The sequence below is a fragment of the Nocardia sp. CA-290969 genome (assembly GCF_050936135.1).
Classification (GTDB): Bacteria; Actinomycetota; Actinomycetes; order Mycobacteriales; family Mycobacteriaceae; genus Nocardia.
On record NZ_JBNJNJ010000001.1, the window covers coordinates 2,163,617 to 2,180,935 of the forward strand.

Below are 17,319 nucleotides of genomic sequence, written 5' to 3' on the forward strand. Positions count from 1 at the left end.
CTCTCCTGGTCACACGGTGGCGGAGGGTGGGGCGGCGCGCAGAGTGGTGCACGACGTGTGGAATTCGCGGGCGCCGGTGGTGATTTCGTGGACCAGGTCGCGCAGGACCGGGGCCGGGTTGCGGCGGTGCCGCCACAGGGCGCCGGTCGTCAGCCGCGCCATCCGGGCCGGGGTGTAGAGGTCGGCGGGGCGCCTGGTGCGGGAAAAGATCGCGGTGGTGATCGCCGCGAGTTCCGGGTCGGTGGTGGCGGCCCGATAGAGCTCGACCTCGAGCGGACTCATCGCGGTGCCCCGGGCCAGCCGGTTGGTCCAGTGGTAGATCTCCCGGCATTCGGCCACCCGGTGCCGCTCCCATTCGGCCACCGCGCGATCCAGGCGCGGTGGATCGTGCAGGACCGGGGCCACCTCTTCGGCGAGCCGGCGGCCGTAGTGCAGTGCGTCGCGAATGCCCTGGGCGGTGACCGGATCCTTGAAATGACCGGAGTCGCCGGGCAGTGCCCAGCCCGGCCCGCTCGAACGCCGGAAGTAGGAGGTGATACCGGTGGCCGCCCGGACCCGGCCCACCTGTTCGCCGCCGCGCAGTCGTTCGCGCAGCGGCGGAATACGATCCAGTGCCGCGGCGTAGCGCCGTTCGGCGTCGCCGGGGCGGAGTTTGCCGGGTTCCGCGGGCGGCTGGACCAGGCAGAGCAGCAGGCCGTCGTCACAGGGGAAAGCCGTCCCGAGATCGGCCCCCTCGCGCCATTGCGCGGCGGTCGACCGCCATTCGGCGGCACTGTCGCGCCAGTACGCGAAATAGCAGTCCCGCCCGCTGGGCTCGGATTCGTAGGGCGTCGCCATCCCGGCCAGCCGGGCCACCGTACTGCGGCGGCCGTCGGCGCCGACCACGAGTGCGGCCCGGATCTCGACGGTCCGGTCGTCGGGTCCGGTGTAGCGGACACCGGCGCACCGCTCGCCGTCCCAGACGAGTTCGGTCACCCGGCACCGCTGGCGTATTTCGGCCCCCGCCTCGCCGGCGGTGCGCACGAGTGCGTGGTCGAGGCCGGTGCGGCGGACACACAGGGTGTAGTCGATGCCGTCCACTTCGGGAAACGGTGTCTCGATGAGGTACCCGGCACCGGCGGCGTATGCGTGGGTGAGCTCCGGGGCGCCGATTTCGCGCACGGCGTCCAGGGCGCCCAGCCGGGACAGTTCGGCGACACCGGCCGGCCAGAGCAGGTGCGTGGACAGGGTATCGGCGGGGAACCGCGCGCTGTCCAGCACGACGACGTGCAGTCCGGCCCGTGCCAGGGTGGCCGCGGTGGCCGAACCTGCGCATCGAGCGCCGACCACCACGACGTCCGCTCGTTCGGCCGCGGCGGGGGAGCCAACCATACGAACCGCCTCGGTCATCGAGTCTCGGACACTATGTCCGATTGATGGTCCGGTGCCACGGGCGAATTGTCAACCACCTGAGCGGCACTGTCCCGCACAGTTTTCCGCGCGGGTCGGAGCAGGGCCGGGCGACAGCCCGTATCGGCTCGTCCGCCGCATCGACGGGATACCGGGGAGCGCGGCAGGTGCCGGATCGCGGGGCACAATGGGCGCATGGACCTTGTGAGCGGACACCCGAGACTGTGGTCGAGCGATACGGCGGTCCCCGGATGCCGTCGCTGACCCGAGCGCCCCGGCCCGCCCGCAAACCGGACGACGACCGCCGGGCCGAATTCGAACAGCGGGTCTTGCGCGCGGTCGAGGATCTGCTCGCCGACGGCACACCCTTCACCGAGATCGCGGTTCAGCGGATCGCGTCCACCGCGGAGGTCGCGCGATCCACCTTCTACCGTTACTTCCCGGACAAGAGCCAATTGCTGATCCGGATGGCGGAATTGGCGACCAGTGATCTGTTCGCCGCCGCCGAACGCTGGTGGAACGCCGAACACACCGACCGCGAAGCGGGGGTGCGCCGGGCCATGAGCGCCATGATCGCAGGCTTCCGCCGCCACCGCTATCTGCTGTTGGCGCTGAGCGAACTCGCCGCCTACGACCGGGACGTCGGCGCCTACTGGCGGGGCCGGGTCGCCACCTTCGTCGATCTGGTGCGGGTGCGCCTCGAGGCCGATCGGGCCGCGGGGCGGGTCGCGCCGGAACTGGATCCCGCGGCCACCGCGCTCGTGCTGGCCGCGATGGTGGAACGCTCCATCAGCACGGCCTTCGCCGTCCGCACCGGCATATCCGACGCCGAGCTGGCGACGGCGCTGGGCCGCGCGATCTGGCTGGTGGTCTACGGCGACGCCCCGGTGGATCCCGCCTGAGCTCAGCACATCGCCCGAGATCAGCGTGCGCTCCGGCGTGAACGGTTACGTGCGAAGCGGCGTCGGCGGACCGTCCGGATCCCGTCGCCGGCTGTTCCCGGGTTCGCGCGGTTCACTCGTCGTTATGCGCGCTCCGGCTCCGGCTGTACGAGACGCCGGGCCGCGAGCACGACCGCGGCCCGCTGTTCGGCGATTCGTTGCGGAGGGCCCTGTCCGGCGTGCACGGCGGTGCTGCGGGCGAGTTCGGTGAGCATACGCAGGAGCGTCGGTGCGGGCATATCCGTGGTGACCGTCCCGACGCGCTGCCCGCGCCGGATCTCGGCCAGCTTCGGATCGACGGTGCGGCGCAGAACCTGCTCGATGCGCGCGTCGGCCGGTTCCAGTTCCGCCCATGCCTGCAGCCGCGCGTTCTCGGGGTGGGCGAGGAAATGATCGAACAACCGGCCCACATATCCGGGTAGATCCTCGGCGCGCAGGGCCGTCTCGGCGGTGGTCTGTGCCGTCCACTGTTCGGTGACCGCGGCGTAGAGGTCGGATTTACCGGGGAAGTAGGCGTAGAGGCGGTCCTTGCTGGCCTGGGCGGCCGCGGCGATCCGATTGATCCGGGCGCCGGCGATCCCGTACTCGGAAAATTCCGCTTTGGCCGCTGCGAGGATCCGCTCCCGGGTCGCCTGGCCTGCCGCACGCATGGGCAGATCGTAGCTTGCCGAACCAGATGGTTCGGAACTAAGGTCGTTGCCGAACCAGATGGTTCGCCGAACGGTGGATGGGACTGATATGAGCGCGGACAAGCCACGGTGGCAGCAGTTGCGGGAACAGGCCGAGGGCGTCGCGGCCGGGGAACTGGACGAGCTGTGGGCGCGGCTGCGCCCCGCCCGCGCCGAGGACATCCTCGGCGAATGGCGTGGTGATGCCTTCCAGACCGGGCACCCGCTGTGCCGGGCGCTGCCCAAGAGCCGCTGGTACGGCAAAACCTTCCACTCCCTCGGCGACGCCAAACCGCTGATCTGCCGGGCCGAGGACGGCACCCTGTTCTCCAACGTGGAACTCGGCCAGGGCGAGGCCACGCTGTGGAACATCGAATTCCGCGGCGAGGTGACCGCGACCATGGTCTACGACGGTCGCGCGGTCTTCGACCACTTCAAGTGGCTCGACGACAACACGCTGATGGGCATCATGAACGGCCGCCCGGAACTGGTTCTCGCCAACGGGGAGTACTTCTACTTCCTCCTGGAACGGGCGTAGCGATGCGGGCGACGGCGCTGCTGTCCCGCGACCCCGCCGCACCCTTCACCGTGGAGACGGTGGATCTCGACGGCCCCCGCGACGACGAGATCCTGGTGCGAATCCTCGCCTCGGGCATCTGCCACACCGATCTGGTGAACCGGCCGCTGGGCAGACCCGACCGGCCGGTGCTGCTCGGGCACGAGGGAGCCGGGGTCGTGGCGGCTGTCGGCGCGGCGGTGACCACCGTGTCGCCCGGCGATCATGTGGTGCTGACCTTCCGGCACTGCGGCGCCTGCCCCAACTGCGCGACCGGCCGGCCCGCCTACTGCCGGCATTCGACGGCCCTGAATCATTTCGGGCGCCGCGCCGACAAGTCTCCGCGGATCACCGTCGCGGGGGAAACCGTGCGCGACGGCTTCTTCGGACAGTCCAGCTTCGCCGGATACGCGCTCGCCACCGCGGACAACACCGTTGTCGTCGACGCCGCCGTGGATCCGGCGGTCGCTGCCTCCTTCGGCTGCGGCTTCCAGACCGGCGCCGGCGCGGTACTCAACGTATTGCGCCCGGAAAGCGGGGCCTGGCTGGCGGTCTACGGCGGGGGAGCGGTCGGCTCGGCGGCCCTGCTGGCGGCCCGGACCCTGCCCGGGGTCCGGACCGTCGTGGTGGAAACCGCCGCGGCCCGGCGCGCGCTCGCCGCGGAACTGGGCGCCGATATCGTCCTGGACCCGGCCGGTGCGGATACCGTGCGGACGGTCCGGGAGGTCACCGGCGGCGGTGCCACCCACGCCCTGGACACCACCGGCGTCCCCGCCGTGCTGGCCGGCGCCTTCGACGCACTGACCACCGGTGCGACAGTGGTCGCGGTGGGCCTGGGCGCCGGGGTACCGCCGATCGACGTGCGCGATATGGTGCTGCAGGGCAAAACGATCCGCGGCTGCCTCGAGGGCGACGCGGTACCGGCCACCTTCATCCCGCATCTGCTCGATCTGCACCGCCGGGGCCTGCTGCCGGTCGACCGGCTGGTAACCCGCTTCCCTCATACCGATATCGAGGCCGCACTCGCCGCGCAGCATGCGGGTTCGGTGATCAAACCCGTACTCACCTGGTGAGACGTCGGCCGGGTGGCGCCGGTTCGGCAGCCGGTCACCGGCCGGACGGAAACCGTTCGGCCGCCCGACATCCGGCGGATTCCCGGGCACGTCATCCTGCACAGGTCGAACACCGTCCACCCCACCGGTTACGGACACCGGGGAAAGGCCTGCCGCTGTGTCCGATACACCGATACGCGACTACCTCGCCGAATTCCTGCGCACGCAATGCGATCTGGAATTCGACACGATCGCGCCCGACGCCACCCCGGCCGAACTGGGCCTGGATTCGCTGACCGTCCTCTCGATGATCGTGCTGGTCGAGAAGAAATACGGTGTCGCCCTGCCCGAACGGGAGGTGGCTGCCGCGCAGACCTTCGGCGAACTGATGGATGTGCTGGGGGTGCCGGTGGCTCCGGCCTCCTGAGCGGGGGCCGCGGCTCTACGGGTCGGGGTCAGGAACTCGGCCCGATCAGCCAGGGCAGACGCAGCTGCCCGGCAGGGCTGGGGGATGGGTTCGCAGCACTTCCCTCGGTGGAGTCCTCGCCGGTGATCCCGCCGGGGTCGGCGGAGTCGCCGCTGTCGGACGGTGTTCCGTTACCGGAATAACCGGTGGCGGGATTCGTGCCCTCCGTATCGCCGAGCCCGGTCGTGCCGGTGCCGTGCTCCGTGGCGGTGCCGCTCTCGCCGGCAGGGGCCCGGCTGTCACCGCCGTCCGCGGCAGCGCCGCTTCCGTTGCTGCTGTCCGTGGCCGGGCCCGTGCTGTTGCTGTCCGAGTTCGGTCCGGTCGCGTCGTCCCCGGTGGTCGCGCCGGCGCCGGCGGTCGAGTCGCTGCCGTACGGCGTGGGGCTGCTGTCCCTGGGCGTCGAGTTGTTGCCGTCGCCCACCGAACCACTGCCACCGGTAGTGGCGCCGGTGTCGCCGTCGGTGGTGGGCTGCCGATTTTCCGTGACCCCGCCGTCCTCGCCCGCGTCCGTGCTCGTGGTGCCGCTGTCGGTATCCGTCGCGCCGGTGTTGCTGTCGCTCGTGGTGCTGCTCTCGGTTCCCGTCCCGCCGGTGCTGCTGTCCGTGCTCGTTGCCTCCGATTCGGCCCGGGACGGGGAACCGGAGCTGTTCGCCTCCGGTCCGGCCGTCGTGCCGGGTTCCGGTTCGACCGGGCCGGGTCCGAGTTGCAGGACGATCCACGGCTCCGGCACCGCCGGAGCCGCGCCCGCCGCCGGGGTGAGCAGGAACGCCGATGCCGCGAGTCCGGCGAAACCGGTGGCCGCGACCGAGATGCGCCGTGCTGTTCGTGATCCCACGCAAAACCTCCCGGATGAAAGATCGGTTGTCGTTGGTGCGGAAACAGCGGAGCGCACCGAAACTAACCCGTCGCGCGGGCAGATCCACCGCCGCGCGGGGCGGCGTGACGGAGCCGTGGGCGTGTTGTAACGGATCGGTGACGCGGACCCCTTCGCGGCGCGCGGGGCGGCGGATCCGGATGCCGGTCGGCTGCCCGGCGCCGACCCGCCGGGCGTGTCGGATCGATGACACGCCGCGATTTTCGGCGCTGACCACAGGAAATCGGCGAGTCTCTCCCCACGGCGGCCGCGATTGCGCTTCAATAACCGGTCGGGTTCGGCTTTACGGAAACGGCATTCGTCCGCCACCGGATACACCGGCATCCGAGAGGGGCACGACCACAATGAGCATGATCCTCACCGCACTGCACGACGGCCTTCCCGCGTGGCACGACAGCTACGCGGTACTCGCCCAGGTCGGCAATCCCAGTCCCGAAGCACCGCCATTGTCCGACAAGATCACCCAGATGACCCGGTACCTCACCTGGTTCGTCCTGCTGTCCGGCGTCACCTCGATCGTGTTCGGCGGCGGCAAATTCGCCTGGGAGAAGTGGAACGGCGGTTCGCTGACCGCACCCAAGCAGATCGCCGGCGCCATGATGGGTGGCGCCGTGGCCACCAGCGCGGGAACGATCATGAACGCCATCATGGGCGGCTGACCGCCGGATTCGACGGCCGAGGTGTAGCGCACCGGGACGGCGACGTGAGGGTTGCCGTCCCCGGGCGAACGCGCGTCCCCGAAAACAGCGGCCGAGTTCCCGAGCGCGGCCCGGAACGCCACCGAACCGGCGGCCGTGGAATCCGTGACACGGCAGTCGGGCAGCCGGTACGTGATGCCGGGACACCGTGCCCGGCATCACGGTGCGACCGGCGTACCGGCGCGGGCAGAACGCGGGTTGCTAGATTCGAATTCGTGCAGTCCGGCATCGCGGGAATACTCGCTCGATGGTTGCTGCCTGCCTTGATGGCGGTGGCCGTGCTGGGTATGCATCACCTCCCCGCCCGCGAGCCCGTGCCCGGTGACGCGCAGCACGGCGTTCCGGCTGTTGTGAATGCCGTAAGCGGCGGGCCGGTGGAGGCCTCCGCCGACCGGGCACATTGCTGCAATTCACCGAGGGCGATCGCGCCGGAGCCCGCACACGACCGTCCGGCCGATCACGGCGCGGGACACGAGCTGCTGCATCTGTGCCTCGCGGTTCTGATGGCCCTGGCCGGAATCGTCCTGGTGTTCTTCGTGGTCGCCCGCGGTGCGGCCGGGTACGCCCCGCGGGCGGCGATATTCGGTGACCCGGTCGTCCGCGCGCGACCGCCGCCGCTCGCTCGGCGTTTGGCCGCCCTGGGTGTGTTGCGGCTGTGACGGACGCCCGCCGGACCCGGTGCGCCCGGGTCGCGGCGCTGTTCCGCCAGTCGCAACGACCAACCCAGGGAGAACCGAATCATGAACAGACAATCGCCGGCTGCGATCATCCTCGCGCTGATCGGCTCCGCCGTCGTGCTGACCGCCTGCGGTGACGACACCGGGGAATCCGGCAGCCACCCGGCCACCGGGCCCGTGACCACCTCGGCGGTCACGGGCCCACCGGCGGCCGACCGGCACAATGCGGCCGATATCCGTTTCGCGCAGGAGATGATCCCGCATCACCGGCAGGCGGTCGAGATGGCGGCGCTGGTGCCGTCGCATTCGACCGACCCCCGCATAGTGGATCTGGCCGCCCGTATCCAGCAGGCGCAGGACCCCGAGATCACCGCCATGACGGGGTGGTTGCAGGCGTGGGGAGCTCCGGTACCCGAGGACACCGGCCATTCGGGCATGGATCACGGCAGTATGCCCGGCATGATGACCGCCGAGGACATGGCCGAACTCGAGGCGGCCCGCGGTGCGGAGTTCGACCGGCTGTGGTTGACGATGATGATCGCCCACCACGAAGGAGCGGTACAGATGGCGCGTACCGAACTCGCCGAGGGCAGTGATCCGCAGGCTCGCACGATGGCCCAGCAGATCATCGACGCCCAGCAGGCCGAGATCCAGCAGATGCAGGCGATGCTGGAGAACTGACCGCCGACCGGCCCGGCTGTCCTCGCGGGCGGCCGGGCCACCGCACCTTCGCCGCTACCTGCGCGTCGCACTTCCGTGCCCGGCACCAGGGTGGGACACGGTAGTGGCCGTCACGCCGTGCAGTGGTACGCCGCCCGATCGTGCGGCCATAGTTCGTTCCTGCCCGGGGCCGGTGCTCGTCGGTGCCGGTGGCGGTCGTTCACGACCCGGCGGGATGGCCGGTCCTACCGTCCCGCGGGCCCGGCCCGCTTCTGTTCGCCGAGAGCGGCCAGGGCGGTGAGGGGCCGGATGAGTTCGGCCGGCTCCACCGGAGAATCGCTCGACAAGGCGTGCAAGAGTGCCCCGTCCAGATACATGGCGATCGCCCTGGCAGCGGGGGCACCGGTATGCGGGGTGAGGATCTCGACCAGTCCGTCGAACCAGACCCGGGCCAGTGGACGTAGCTCGGGATGGCGGGTTGCGGCGAGGTAGAGCTCGTTGACGGTGAGCATCTGTTCCGGCCGGTCGAGGTAGCCGGCGGTGAGCGCGGCGAGTGTCGCGGGCAGGTCGGCCCCGGCGGCCAGTTGCCGGGCCCATTCGGCCAGCCCCGCGCGGGTGGCCGCGGCGGTTTCGGCCAGGGCCGCCTCCGTGAGATCGGCCAGGTCCGCGAAATAGTAGGTGGTCGAGCCGACCGGGATCCCGGCCTCCGCCGCCACCCGGCGGTGGGTGATCCCCGCGATGCCGTAGCGGGGAATCAAGGCCCGGGTCGCGTCGAGGATGCGCCGGCGCCGGTGTGGATCCCGCGGGGTCAATGCGCGCCCGCCAGATTGAGGGTGACCACGCCCGCGACCACCAGCGCCACCCCCGCGATCTTGGCGGGACCCAGCGATTCGCCGAGGAACAGGGCGCCCACGATGACGATCAAGGTCGTGCCCAGACCCGACCAGACCGCGTAGGCGAAACCGACCTGCATCCCCCGCGAGATGGCCTGGGCCAGGAGTACGAAGGCCACGGCGTACGCGGTGAGCGAGGCCACCGTCGGCCAGAGCCTGGTGAAGCCCTCGGTGGCTTTGAGCAGGCTGGTCCCGATGATTTCGGCGACGATCGCCAGTCCGAGCATTACCAGTGCCATGACCGGTCCCTCCGTATGTGTACGTTTGTCCATGGACAAACGTACACATAGTGGCCGGGCGTAGGAACCGTCCTGAGCGGGCGAGTATTCGGTCCGGAGCGGCCGTCGGTCCGATCCCCTCCGGCGCGACGGCGCACCGTGCCGGTAACGGGCGCCGGTAGAGCTCGACCTCGCCGCGACCTGCCCTCCCGGGTTACGCCCGTTGGCCAGGCCTGGTCGACCCGGGATCGGGACGCGGTACGGCGACCGGCCGACCCGCTACTCGGTGCGCCGGTTCCGGGTGAGCAGGAACAGGATCACCAGCACCGCGGCGCCCAGTGCGAGGACGAGTTGCCGGTTGGCGGAGAGTCCCGCGGCCGCCATGAGATCGATGGGTTCGGCGCCGGCGCGGGCAGCGATCGGCGTCGGCGCGGTAGCCCGGGGGGCCGTGTCGGGCTCGGCGGGCGCGGAACCGGTGGCCGCGGGGGTCGCGGCATTCGTGGTCTCGGCAGGAGACGCGGCAGCGGCGCCGTTCGCCGAGGAGGTGATCTCCGCGGCCAGGTTGTCGGCGAAGGTCCCGATCAGCGTGCCCGCCACATCGGCCAGCGCGCCGCGGCCGAACTGGGCCGGTTTTCCGGTGATCGCCAGATCGGTATCGACGAAAACATCGGTGATACCGCCGGATTCGACGAGGCGGCAGGTGATCACCGCCTTCGCGGTGCCGTTACCGCGGGTTTCGCGGCCGCCGCCCTCGAGTACCGCGACCTTGCTGTCCGCGTCCTGCGACAGGATCTTGATGACGCCGTTGTAGGTGAGCCCCACCGGGCCCAGTTTCACCTTGATCTTGCCGTGGAAATCGTCACCGTCCCGGGAGGTGAGGGTGGCCCCCGGCACGCAGGGCGCGAGTCGCTCCAGGTCGAGCAGCACCGGCCAGGCATCGTCGGCGGGGACAGGGATCTGGAAGGTGTTCTCTAGTTTCATGCGCGGTCCTTGGCTTCGGTGGCCGGTCAGGCCTGCGGGGTCGCGGGGGTTTCGGTGGCGATCGTGGTGGCGGCGTCGCGGACGGCCCGGATGATGCCCTGGTAGCCGGTGCACCGGCAGATATTGCCGGACAGCGCCTCGCGGATCTCGTCGTCGGCGGGATCGGGGTTCTCCGCGAGGAACGCCGTGGCGGAGACGACGAAGCCCGGTGTGCAGAAACCGCATTGCAGACCGTGGTGGTCGCGGAAGGCCTGTTGCACCGGGGAGAGCCGGCCGTCGGGTTCGGCCAGCCCCTCGACCGTGGTCACCTCGGCGCCGTCGGCCTGGACGGCGAAGACCAGGCAGGCACGGACCGCGTCACCGTCGAGCAGTACCGAACAGGCACCGCAGACACCGTGCTCGCAGCCGAGGTGGGTGCCGGTGAGACCGCAGGTCTCGCGCAGATAATCGGCCAGGGTGCGCCGCGGCGGGATCCGGTCGCGGCGTTTCACCCCGTTGACCACCACCGAGATCTCGATATCAGTCATTGCTCGCCTCCTCTACCGCACGGGTCCAGGCCCGCGCGACCATGACCGCCCCGATCCGGCGCCGGTAGTCGGCGGATCCGTGGATATCGGCGGGTACCGAGTTCAGTGCCGCGGTCGCGGACCGGCCGATCTCGGCCGGGTCGATCTCGGTGATCGGCCGGCCGATCACCTCGGATTCCGTGGCGGCTGCCCGCAACGGGGTGGGTGCCAGGCCGAACAACCCGACCGCGACCCGTTCGACCCGGGAGTCCGCGTCCAGCCGGACCGCGACCGTCGCGCCGGCCATGGCGAAATCGCCGGCCCGGCGGGCGAATTCCTCGATCGCGAAGCCCGTGCGCCCCTGCCACACCGGGAAGGTGATGCCGGTGAGCAGTTCGTCGGGTTCCATGGCGGTGCTCCACATTCCGGTGAAGTAGTCCGCCGCCGCGATTTCGCGCGTGCCCCGGGGCGACAGGGTGTGCATCCGGGCATCCAGTGTCAGGGCCACGACCGGATATTCGCCGGCGGCGTCGGCGTGGGCGATGGCGCCGCCGATGGTGCCGCGGTTGCGGATCTGGAAGTGGCCGATCAACGGGGTGGCGCGGTGCAGCAGCGGCACCGCGCGGCGGACCTCGGCGGATCGGCCCACCGCGGCGTGTGTGGTGCCGGCCCCGATCCGGACCGAATCGGCACCGGGCTCGATACCGCGCAGTTCGTCGAGCCGGCGCAGATCCACCAGATGGTCGAAGACGGCGAGCCGCAGCGCCAGCATCGGGACCAGGCTCTGCCCACCGGCGATGATCTTGGCTTCGTCGCCGAGATCGGCGAGCAGTGTCACCGCCTCGTCCGCGGTGGCGGGGGCGTGGTAGTCGAAGGCCGCGGGTTTCATGCTGTCACCTCCGTGTTCCCGCTCGCGCGGGCCGCGTCGATCATGGCCACGATGCGGGCCGGGGAGAGGGGCAGATGGTCGATTTCGACGCCGAACGGTGCCAAGGCATCGGCGACGGCGTTGAGGACCGCGGGGGTGGCACCGATCGCGCCGCCCTCACCCACACCTTTGAACCCGCCGGGCCCGGAACTCGGGGTCTCGATATGGCCGAGTTCGATCACCGGGACCTCCGTCGCGGTGGGCATCAGATAGTCCAGGAAGGTGGTGGCGACCGGGTTGCCGTCGTCGTCGTAGGCCAGATGCTCGTAGAGCGCGCCGCCGATGCCCTGCACCGTGCCGCCGTAGATCTGACCCTCCACCACGTTCGGGTTGATCATCGGCCCCACGTCCTCGCTGACCACGAACCGCAGCAGCGTCACCCGGCCCGTGTCGATATCGACCTCGCAGGTACAGACATGGGTGGCATTGGCCCAGAGCATCATCTGATCGGCGCGATGCCGGCCGGTGGCTTCGAGGCCGGGCGGTACCCCGGGCGGCAGCAGTTCGGTCTGGTAGTACGCGATATGCGCGATCTCGGCCAGCGAGAGGGATTTATCGGTTCCCGCGACCCCCGCCCGGCCGTGGACGAACTCCACATCCTCGACGGCGGCGCCGAGCTGCGCAGCGGCGATGGCGACGATCCGTTCCCGCAGTAGTCCCGCGGTCTGGGCGATGGCCCCGGCGGCCATGGAACCGGACCGGCTGCCGTTGGTGCCACCACCCTGCGGGGCCACCGCGGTATCGCCCTGAATGGTCTGGACATCGGCGATATCCACACCCAGCGCGTCCGCGGTGAGCTGAATGGCCGTGGTCTCCAGGCTGTTACCGGCCGACCCGCCGGACAGGTAGACGTTCACCTTGCCGGTCGCCGAGATCCGGATGGTGGCGCCCTCGGTGCTCAGGAACGGTGTGCTGCCGGTGGTCGGCTCCACGTAGGTGCAGGTTCCCACGCCCAGGTACCGGCCTTCGGCGCGGGCCCGGGCCTGTTCGGCGCGGAAGGCGTCGTAGTCCAGGATCTGCAGTGCCTGTTCGAAGGTCTCCAGCGGGGAGGCGTCGGAGTAGGGCATACCGTTCGGGTTGGCGACCGGCATCTCCTTGTGGCTGAGCATATTCCGCCGTCTCAGCTCCACCGGGTCCAGGCCGAGGCGGCGGGCCGCGGTATCGAGCAGCAACTCGCGCGATACCGATTCGAACTGCCACGGGCCGCGATAGGCGACCCGGCCCACCGTGTTCGAGTAGTAGGAGGCGGTACTGAATCCGGCCTCCGGTACCCGGTACGGCCCGGGGAACAGCATCCCGACCGCGATCGAGGAGGTGAGCGGCGACGGGACCGGGTAGGCGCCGACGTTCTGGACGTGCTCGATGGTTGCGGCCAGGATGCGCCCGTCGTCGTCGAAGGCCATGGCGACCTCGCCGTGTTCGTGGCGGGCCGCACCGGCGGCCATCAGGTTCTCCTGCCGGTCCTCGATCCATTTCACGGCATATCGGAGGGTGCGGGCGGCGAGCATGACGCAGGTTTCCTCGCGTTGCGGTGCCACCTTCTGCCCGAACCCGCCACCGGTGTCGCGCACGATCACCCGGACCCGGTGTTCGTCGATGCCCAGCAGGCGGGCGCAGAAACCCCGCACCTCGTGCGGTGATTGCGTGGAGGTCCAGATCGTCATCTCGCCGGTGGGGGCGGTCCATTCCGCGACGATGCCCCGCGTCTCCAGCGGTACCGGGGCGTAGGCCTGCTGGTGGATCGTCTGGCGCACCACGTGCGGGGCCGCGTCGAAGACGGGGGCGAGGTCGGCCGGGGCCCGGCCGGCGAGGCCGCCCGCGGAGTTGCCCGCGTGCTCGGCGTGGACGAGTTCGGCCGCGGTACCGGCCGTTTCGTAGTCGACGACGGGATCGAGCGGGTCGTAGTCGACCACCACGAGTTCGGCGGCGTCCTCGGCGATATAGCGGTCGGCCGCGAGTACCAGGACCACCGGGTCGCCGACGAAACGCACCTCGCCCTCGGCCAGCGGCGGCCGGGGTACTTCGGGAAAGCCGGGGGTATCGAGCGCGTAGGAGATCTCGGTGACCAGCGGATTGAGATCGGCGGCGGTGTAGATCGCGACAACGCCGTCCAGGGCCGCGGCCTCGCTGGTGTCGATCGCGGTGATCCGGGCGCGGGGCAGCGGACTGCGGACGAAGCAGCCGTGGACCATACCGGGCCGGGTGATGTCGTCGACGAAGGTTCCGGCGCCGGTGAGCAGGCGCAGGTCTTCGATCCGGGGGACGCGCGCGCCGACCGCCGTCGTTTTCTCCGTGGTGCTCATCGTGGGCTCCGTCGCGTCGGGGCAGGGGGTGTGGCGCTGGGGGACAGCCTGATTCGACCCATCCGGTGCGTTCCTCCGTTCGCGGGATGTCGCGGGCACCGGCGTGCGGTCGCCCGGAACTGCGGTGCGGCCCGGATCCGCCGGCGGGCCTGGTCGGCGGCACGGCGGGACCGGGTTCGGTACACCGATGCTGAGCACTTGTTTAGCATCGGCTTCTCCTCGGTGTCAATACAGGATATGCGGTTCAGAAGAATTAGAATGTCGATTTGCGGAAGTGGTATTCTCGCATGTTGTCCGGGGTTTCCGGGGACCGTTGCGGCGAGGAGGTGGAGTATGCGCGAGCTGGCCGCGCACCTGGCGGGGTGGCATGCCGCGGGCATCGGATATGCCGTGGCGACGGTGGTGGAGATACGGGGCAGCGCGCCGCTGCCGCTCGGCGCGAGTATGGCGGTGAACACCGCGGGCGAAGTCCGCGGAAGTCTGTCCGGCGGCTGCGTCGAGGGGGCCGTCTACGACCTGTGCCTGCAGGTGCTGGCAACAGGCGAGCCCGTACGGCAGACCTTCGGCTACAGCGAGACAGACGCGTTCGCCGTAGGTCTCACCTGTGGTGGCGAACTCGAAATATTCGTCCATCGGGTGGCCGCGGCCGATCGGCCGGTGCTCGAGGCGGCACTGGACTCCTCCCGTTCCGCGGCTCTGGTCCGCGATCTCCGGACCGGTGCGATGGTGACCGTGACCCCGGATGCGGTGATCGGCTCCCTCGACGGCGACCCTCAACCGGTGATCGCATTGGCGCGCGCCCTGCTGCGGCAGGGGACCGGTGGGGTGCATACGGTCGGGTGCGGGCCGTCGGCCCGGGAGGTGTTCGTCGCCACCTTCGCCGCGCCGCCGCGGATGATCGTCTTCGGCGCCAACGTGTTCGCCGGCGCGCTGTGCCGGGTGGGGCGGCTGCTGGGTTACCGGGTCACGGTCTGCGAGGCGCGGCCGGCCTTCGCCGATCGCCTGCGGCTGCCGGAGGCCGACGAGGTGGTCACCGACTGGCCGCACCGCTATCTGCGCACCACCGAGGTGGATGCGCGGACGGTGCTGTGCGTGCTGACCCACGATCCGAAATTCGATATCCCGGTGCTGGTCGAGGCCTTGCGGCTACCGGTGGCGTATGTGGGTGCGATGGGGTCGCGGCGTGCCGATGCCGAACGCCGGGCCCGGTTGCGTGAAGCCGGCGTCACGGCGGCCGAACTCGGCCGGCTGCATTCCCCGATCGGCCTCGAACTGGGTGGCCGGACCCCGGAGGAGACGGCAGTCGCGATCGGCGCGGAAATCGTCGCGCAGCGCCACGGCGGATCCGCGCGCTCGTTATCGGCGACTTCGCGCCCGATTCACGCACCGGAGCGCGTCGACTTCGCGGAGCCGGGGGAATCGCCGCGCACCGGTGATCAGCGGATGAGGTCCTGCGGCGTATCGACATCCTCGGGCGAGCCGGTGCCGTCGCACGGAATGTGCTGAACAAGTTCGGTATTGGCGGCGAGGAACTTCCGGGCGCCGATATCGCCGACAGCGGTTTCCGTCACCGCCGGGAAATACTCCGCACCGAGAAGTACCGGATGCCCGGGGCGGCCGGCGTAGGTGGCGACGGCCAGGCGCGCACCGCTGTGCCGCAGCCGGCGCACGGCGTCGGGGCCGAGCCAGGGCATATCGACCGGGACCACTACGGCCGCGCCCTCGTGCACCGCGCGTAATCCGGTCGCCAGGGAGGAACCCATTCCGCCGGCCCAGCCGGGATTGTGCACCACGGTGGCGCCGTCCACGCGCAACGGCACCGCGCCGGAAACCACCACAACTCGCACGCACCCGCCGTCGCGCAGCAGCCGGACCGCCCTGTCCACGAACCGTTCCCCCAGGTACCGCACCTCGGCCTTCGGCCCGCCGAAACGCCGCCCGGCGCCGGCGGCGAGGACCACTCCCGCGGCCTCCGTCGGGGGTGTCCGGTGCCCGGCCGTGTCCATGCGGCTATTCCTGCGGGAGGTCGATACCCAGCAACGCGGCCTGCACCTGGTGCAGCCGGTCGACATCGCCGCGCAGGCCGGTCACGTTGTCGTGGTAGAGGAATGCTTCGCCGAGGCGCACCAGCGAGTAGGCCAGCAGCGACCGTTCCAGCTGGGGAACGTAGCCGTCCTGTTCCTCGGCGCGGGCGATGAGTCCTTCCACCGCCACCAGGATGCGCGGCTGCACCGGGCCGTCGCTGGAGGTCAGGATCCGCAGCCCGGCCAGGGGCTCGTTCTCGAAATAGCACCGGAACGGTTCGTTGCCGGCCATCCAGCGGTTGACGCGGTCGAGCACCGTGAGGATGCGGCGGGCGCCGGCATCGCGGCGGCGGGCGTCCGCGCGTTCGATGAGCGATTCGAACTCCCCGGCGAGCACGGCGCCGAGGACGCCGTCGCGGGAGCCGAACCAGCGGTAGATCGAGGCGCGGCTCAGTTTGAGCTGGGCGGCGATGGCCTGGACGTCGACCCGTTCGCCGGCGAGGAATGCCTGCCGGGCCAGGGCGACGACTTCTTCGCGGGTGGCCGAGGCGGGGCGGCCGGGTGGCCGGGAGGTGCGGCTGGCTGTGGTCACCCCATTACGATACACACAATCACCCGTGTATCTAAAGCGGGATTCCCGCGACACCCGGGTCCCGAGTGTAGAACTCAGGAAACGGGCTGCGGCAACGGGGATCGCGCAGACCAGCGGCCATGCCGCCGGTCGACCAGAACCGGATGATCGAAGGCCGCCGAAATGGTTGCCGTGGTAATGGTTTCGCCGGCCGGTCCGGCGGCGACCGTGCGGCCGCCGGCGATCAGCAGCGCATGGCTGGTACTCGTCGGCAGTTCCTCGAGATGGTGGGTCACCAGCACCGAGGCGAGCCCGGGGTGTGTCGAGTCCAGGCTGTCGATGGTGTGCAGCAGTTGTTCACGGGCGGCCACATCCAGCCCCGTCGTCGGTTCGTCGAGCAGCAGCAGCCGCGGTGCGGTGATCAGCGCGCGCGCGATCAGGGCCCGGCCCCGTTCGCCCTGGGACAGGGTCGGCCAGCGGCGCTCTACCTTGGCTGCCATCCCGACGGCCTCGAGTGCCGCGGTGGCCCTGTCGATATCCACGGCCGGCGGCGACCAGCGCATCGGGAGATCGACCGTGCCCGTGAGCCCGGTGAGCACGACCTCGCGCACCGTCAACGGCGACCGCAGCGGATGACGCGGATCCACATGTCCGATCGACCGCCGCAGCTTCTGCAGTTCGACCCGGCCGAGTTGTTCACCGAGCACCCGGACCGTCCCCGCGGTCGGATGGGTGAGCGCACCGCAGAAGCCGAGCAGCGTGCTCTTACCGGCACCGTTCGGGCCCAGCAGCGCCCAGTGCTCGCCGGCCCGGACGGTCAACGAGATGCCGTCGAGGATCTGGTTGCCGTCCCGCCGCAAGGTGACATCGGTCAGCTCCAGAACAACCGCGGTCCTGCTGTGCTGGTCTGGCGT

General features: G+C 70.4%; 20 protein-coding genes. 8 read left to right on the forward strand and 12 right to left on the reverse strand.

Features of this window, described 5'->3' with window-relative positions; genetic code table 11:
* Positions 1-9 precede the first annotated feature (9 nt).
* Positions 10-1,371, reverse strand: a complete 1,362-nt coding sequence (locus tag ACQEVO_RS10085) for an NAD(P)/FAD-dependent oxidoreductase (RefSeq protein ID WP_432911353.1) — start codon at positions 1,369-1,371, stop codon at positions 10-12.
* A 269-nt stretch (positions 1,372-1,640) separates the two neighbouring features.
* Here ACQEVO_RS10085 and ACQEVO_RS10090 point away from each other — a divergent pair, with 269 nt between their 5' ends.
* Positions 1,641-2,291, forward strand: coding sequence for a TetR/AcrR family transcriptional regulator (locus ACQEVO_RS10090; RefSeq protein ID WP_432911355.1), 651 nt, complete (start codon positions 1,641-1,643; stop codon positions 2,289-2,291).
* A gap of 122 nt (positions 2,292-2,413) precedes the next feature.
* On the opposite strand, the gene ACQEVO_RS10095 is transcribed toward ACQEVO_RS10090, so the two are convergent.
* Positions 2,414-2,980: a TetR family transcriptional regulator gene (locus ACQEVO_RS10095; protein ID WP_432911358.1), complete on the reverse strand. Its 567-nt coding sequence runs from the start codon at positions 2,978-2,980 to the stop codon at positions 2,414-2,416.
* Between the two features lie 88 nt (positions 2,981-3,068).
* Between ACQEVO_RS10095 and ACQEVO_RS10100 the strand changes: the two genes are divergently transcribed.
* From ACQEVO_RS10100 to ACQEVO_RS10110, 3 genes are all read left to right on the forward strand, one after another.
* Complete coding sequence (locus ACQEVO_RS10100) at positions 3,069-3,536, forward strand: DUF4334 domain-containing protein (RefSeq protein WP_432911361.1); 468 nt, start codon at positions 3,069-3,071, stop codon at positions 3,534-3,536.
* Positions 3,537-3,538: 2 nt separating this feature from the next.
* A complete protein-coding gene (locus ACQEVO_RS10105; RefSeq protein ID WP_432911364.1) occupies positions 3,539-4,627 on the forward strand; it encodes an NAD(P)-dependent alcohol dehydrogenase in 1,089 nt (362 codons plus the stop codon).
* A 157-nt stretch (positions 4,628-4,784) separates the two neighbouring features.
* The gene (locus ACQEVO_RS10110; RefSeq protein WP_432911367.1) at positions 4,785-5,033 is read left to right on the forward strand and encodes an acyl carrier protein; all 249 of its coding nucleotides are present in this window, start codon (positions 4,785-4,787) and stop codon (positions 5,031-5,033) included.
* A 28-nt stretch (positions 5,034-5,061) separates the two neighbouring features.
* Here the strand turns inward: ACQEVO_RS10110 and ACQEVO_RS10115 are convergent, their stop codons facing one another.
* Positions 5,062-5,907, reverse strand: coding sequence for a hypothetical protein (locus tag ACQEVO_RS10115; RefSeq protein ID WP_432911369.1), 846 nt, complete (start codon positions 5,905-5,907; stop codon positions 5,062-5,064).
* Positions 5,908-6,290: 383 nt separating this feature from the next.
* On the opposite strand from ACQEVO_RS10115, the gene ACQEVO_RS10120 reads away from it, so the two are divergent.
* From ACQEVO_RS10120 to ACQEVO_RS10130, 3 genes are all read left to right on the forward strand, one after another.
* Entirely contained in the window at positions 6,291-6,605 is a 315-nt protein-coding gene (locus ACQEVO_RS10120; protein WP_432911371.1) for a hypothetical protein, read from the forward strand.
* A gap of 254 nt (positions 6,606-6,859) precedes the next feature.
* Positions 6,860-7,303: a hypothetical protein gene (locus ACQEVO_RS10125; protein ID WP_432911374.1), complete on the forward strand. Its 444-nt coding sequence runs from the start codon at positions 6,860-6,862 to the stop codon at positions 7,301-7,303.
* Positions 7,304-7,384: 81 nt separating this feature from the next.
* Positions 7,385-8,002 (forward strand): DUF305 domain-containing protein, encoded by a 618-nt coding sequence (locus ACQEVO_RS10130; RefSeq protein WP_432911377.1) that lies wholly within the window; start codon positions 7,385-7,387, stop codon positions 8,000-8,002.
* Positions 8,003-8,226: 224 nt separating this feature from the next.
* Here ACQEVO_RS10130 and ACQEVO_RS10135 read toward each other — a convergent pair whose 3' ends face one another.
* The 6 genes from ACQEVO_RS10135 to ACQEVO_RS10160 all read right to left on the reverse strand — a co-directional run bounded on the left by ACQEVO_RS10135 (position 8,227) and on the right by ACQEVO_RS10160 (position 13,810).
* A complete protein-coding gene (locus ACQEVO_RS10135; protein ID WP_432911380.1) occupies positions 8,227-8,793 on the reverse strand; it encodes a TetR/AcrR family transcriptional regulator in 567 nt (188 codons plus the stop codon).
* Complete coding sequence (locus ACQEVO_RS10140; protein ID WP_432911383.1) at positions 8,790-9,113, reverse strand: DMT family transporter; 324 nt, start codon at positions 9,111-9,113, stop codon at positions 8,790-8,792. Before ACQEVO_RS10140 ends, ACQEVO_RS10135 begins: the two co-directional genes overlap by 4 nt.
* A gap of 258 nt (positions 9,114-9,371) precedes the next feature.
* Complete coding sequence (locus ACQEVO_RS10145; protein ID WP_432911386.1) at positions 9,372-10,073, reverse strand: SRPBCC family protein; 702 nt, start codon at positions 10,071-10,073, stop codon at positions 9,372-9,374.
* Between the two features lie 26 nt (positions 10,074-10,099).
* The gene (locus ACQEVO_RS10150) at positions 10,100-10,600 is read right to left on the reverse strand and encodes a (2Fe-2S)-binding protein (RefSeq protein WP_432911388.1); all 501 of its coding nucleotides are present in this window, start codon (positions 10,598-10,600) and stop codon (positions 10,100-10,102) included.
* Positions 10,593-11,468, reverse strand: a complete 876-nt coding sequence (locus tag ACQEVO_RS10155) for an FAD binding domain-containing protein (RefSeq protein ID WP_432911390.1) — start codon at positions 11,466-11,468, stop codon at positions 10,593-10,595. The genes ACQEVO_RS10150 and ACQEVO_RS10155 overlap by 8 nt, the downstream gene beginning before the upstream one ends.
* Complete coding sequence (locus ACQEVO_RS10160) at positions 11,465-13,810, reverse strand: xanthine dehydrogenase family protein molybdopterin-binding subunit (protein WP_432911392.1); 2,346 nt, start codon at positions 13,808-13,810, stop codon at positions 11,465-11,467. Before ACQEVO_RS10160 ends, ACQEVO_RS10155 begins: the two co-directional genes overlap by 4 nt.
* A 333-nt stretch (positions 13,811-14,143) precedes the next feature.
* Between ACQEVO_RS10160 and ACQEVO_RS10165 the strand changes: the two genes are divergently transcribed.
* Positions 14,144-15,316 carry an XdhC family protein gene (locus ACQEVO_RS10165; RefSeq protein WP_432911395.1) on the forward strand — a complete coding sequence of 391 codons (1,173 nt, stop codon included), beginning with the start codon at positions 14,144-14,146 and terminating at the stop codon, positions 15,314-15,316.
* Here ACQEVO_RS10165 and ACQEVO_RS10170 read toward each other — a convergent pair.
* The 3 genes from ACQEVO_RS10170 to ACQEVO_RS10180 all read right to left on the reverse strand — a co-directional run bounded on the left by ACQEVO_RS10170 (position 15,247) and on the right by ACQEVO_RS10180 (position 17,286).
* Positions 15,247-15,816, reverse strand: a complete 570-nt coding sequence (locus ACQEVO_RS10170; protein ID WP_432911396.1) for a nucleotidyltransferase family protein — start codon at positions 15,814-15,816, stop codon at positions 15,247-15,249. The genes ACQEVO_RS10165 and ACQEVO_RS10170 overlap by 70 nt on opposite strands.
* Positions 15,817-15,820: 4 nt before the next feature.
* A complete protein-coding gene (locus ACQEVO_RS10175) occupies positions 15,821-16,426 on the reverse strand; it encodes a QsdR family transcriptional regulator (protein WP_432911399.1) in 606 nt (201 codons plus the stop codon).
* 74 nt (positions 16,427-16,500) lie between these two features.
* On the reverse strand, positions 16,501-17,286 hold the full coding sequence (locus ACQEVO_RS10180; protein ID WP_432922525.1) for an ABC transporter ATP-binding protein: 786 nt from the start codon (positions 17,284-17,286) through the stop codon (positions 16,501-16,503).
* Between the last annotated feature and the right edge of the window lie 33 nt (positions 17,287-17,319).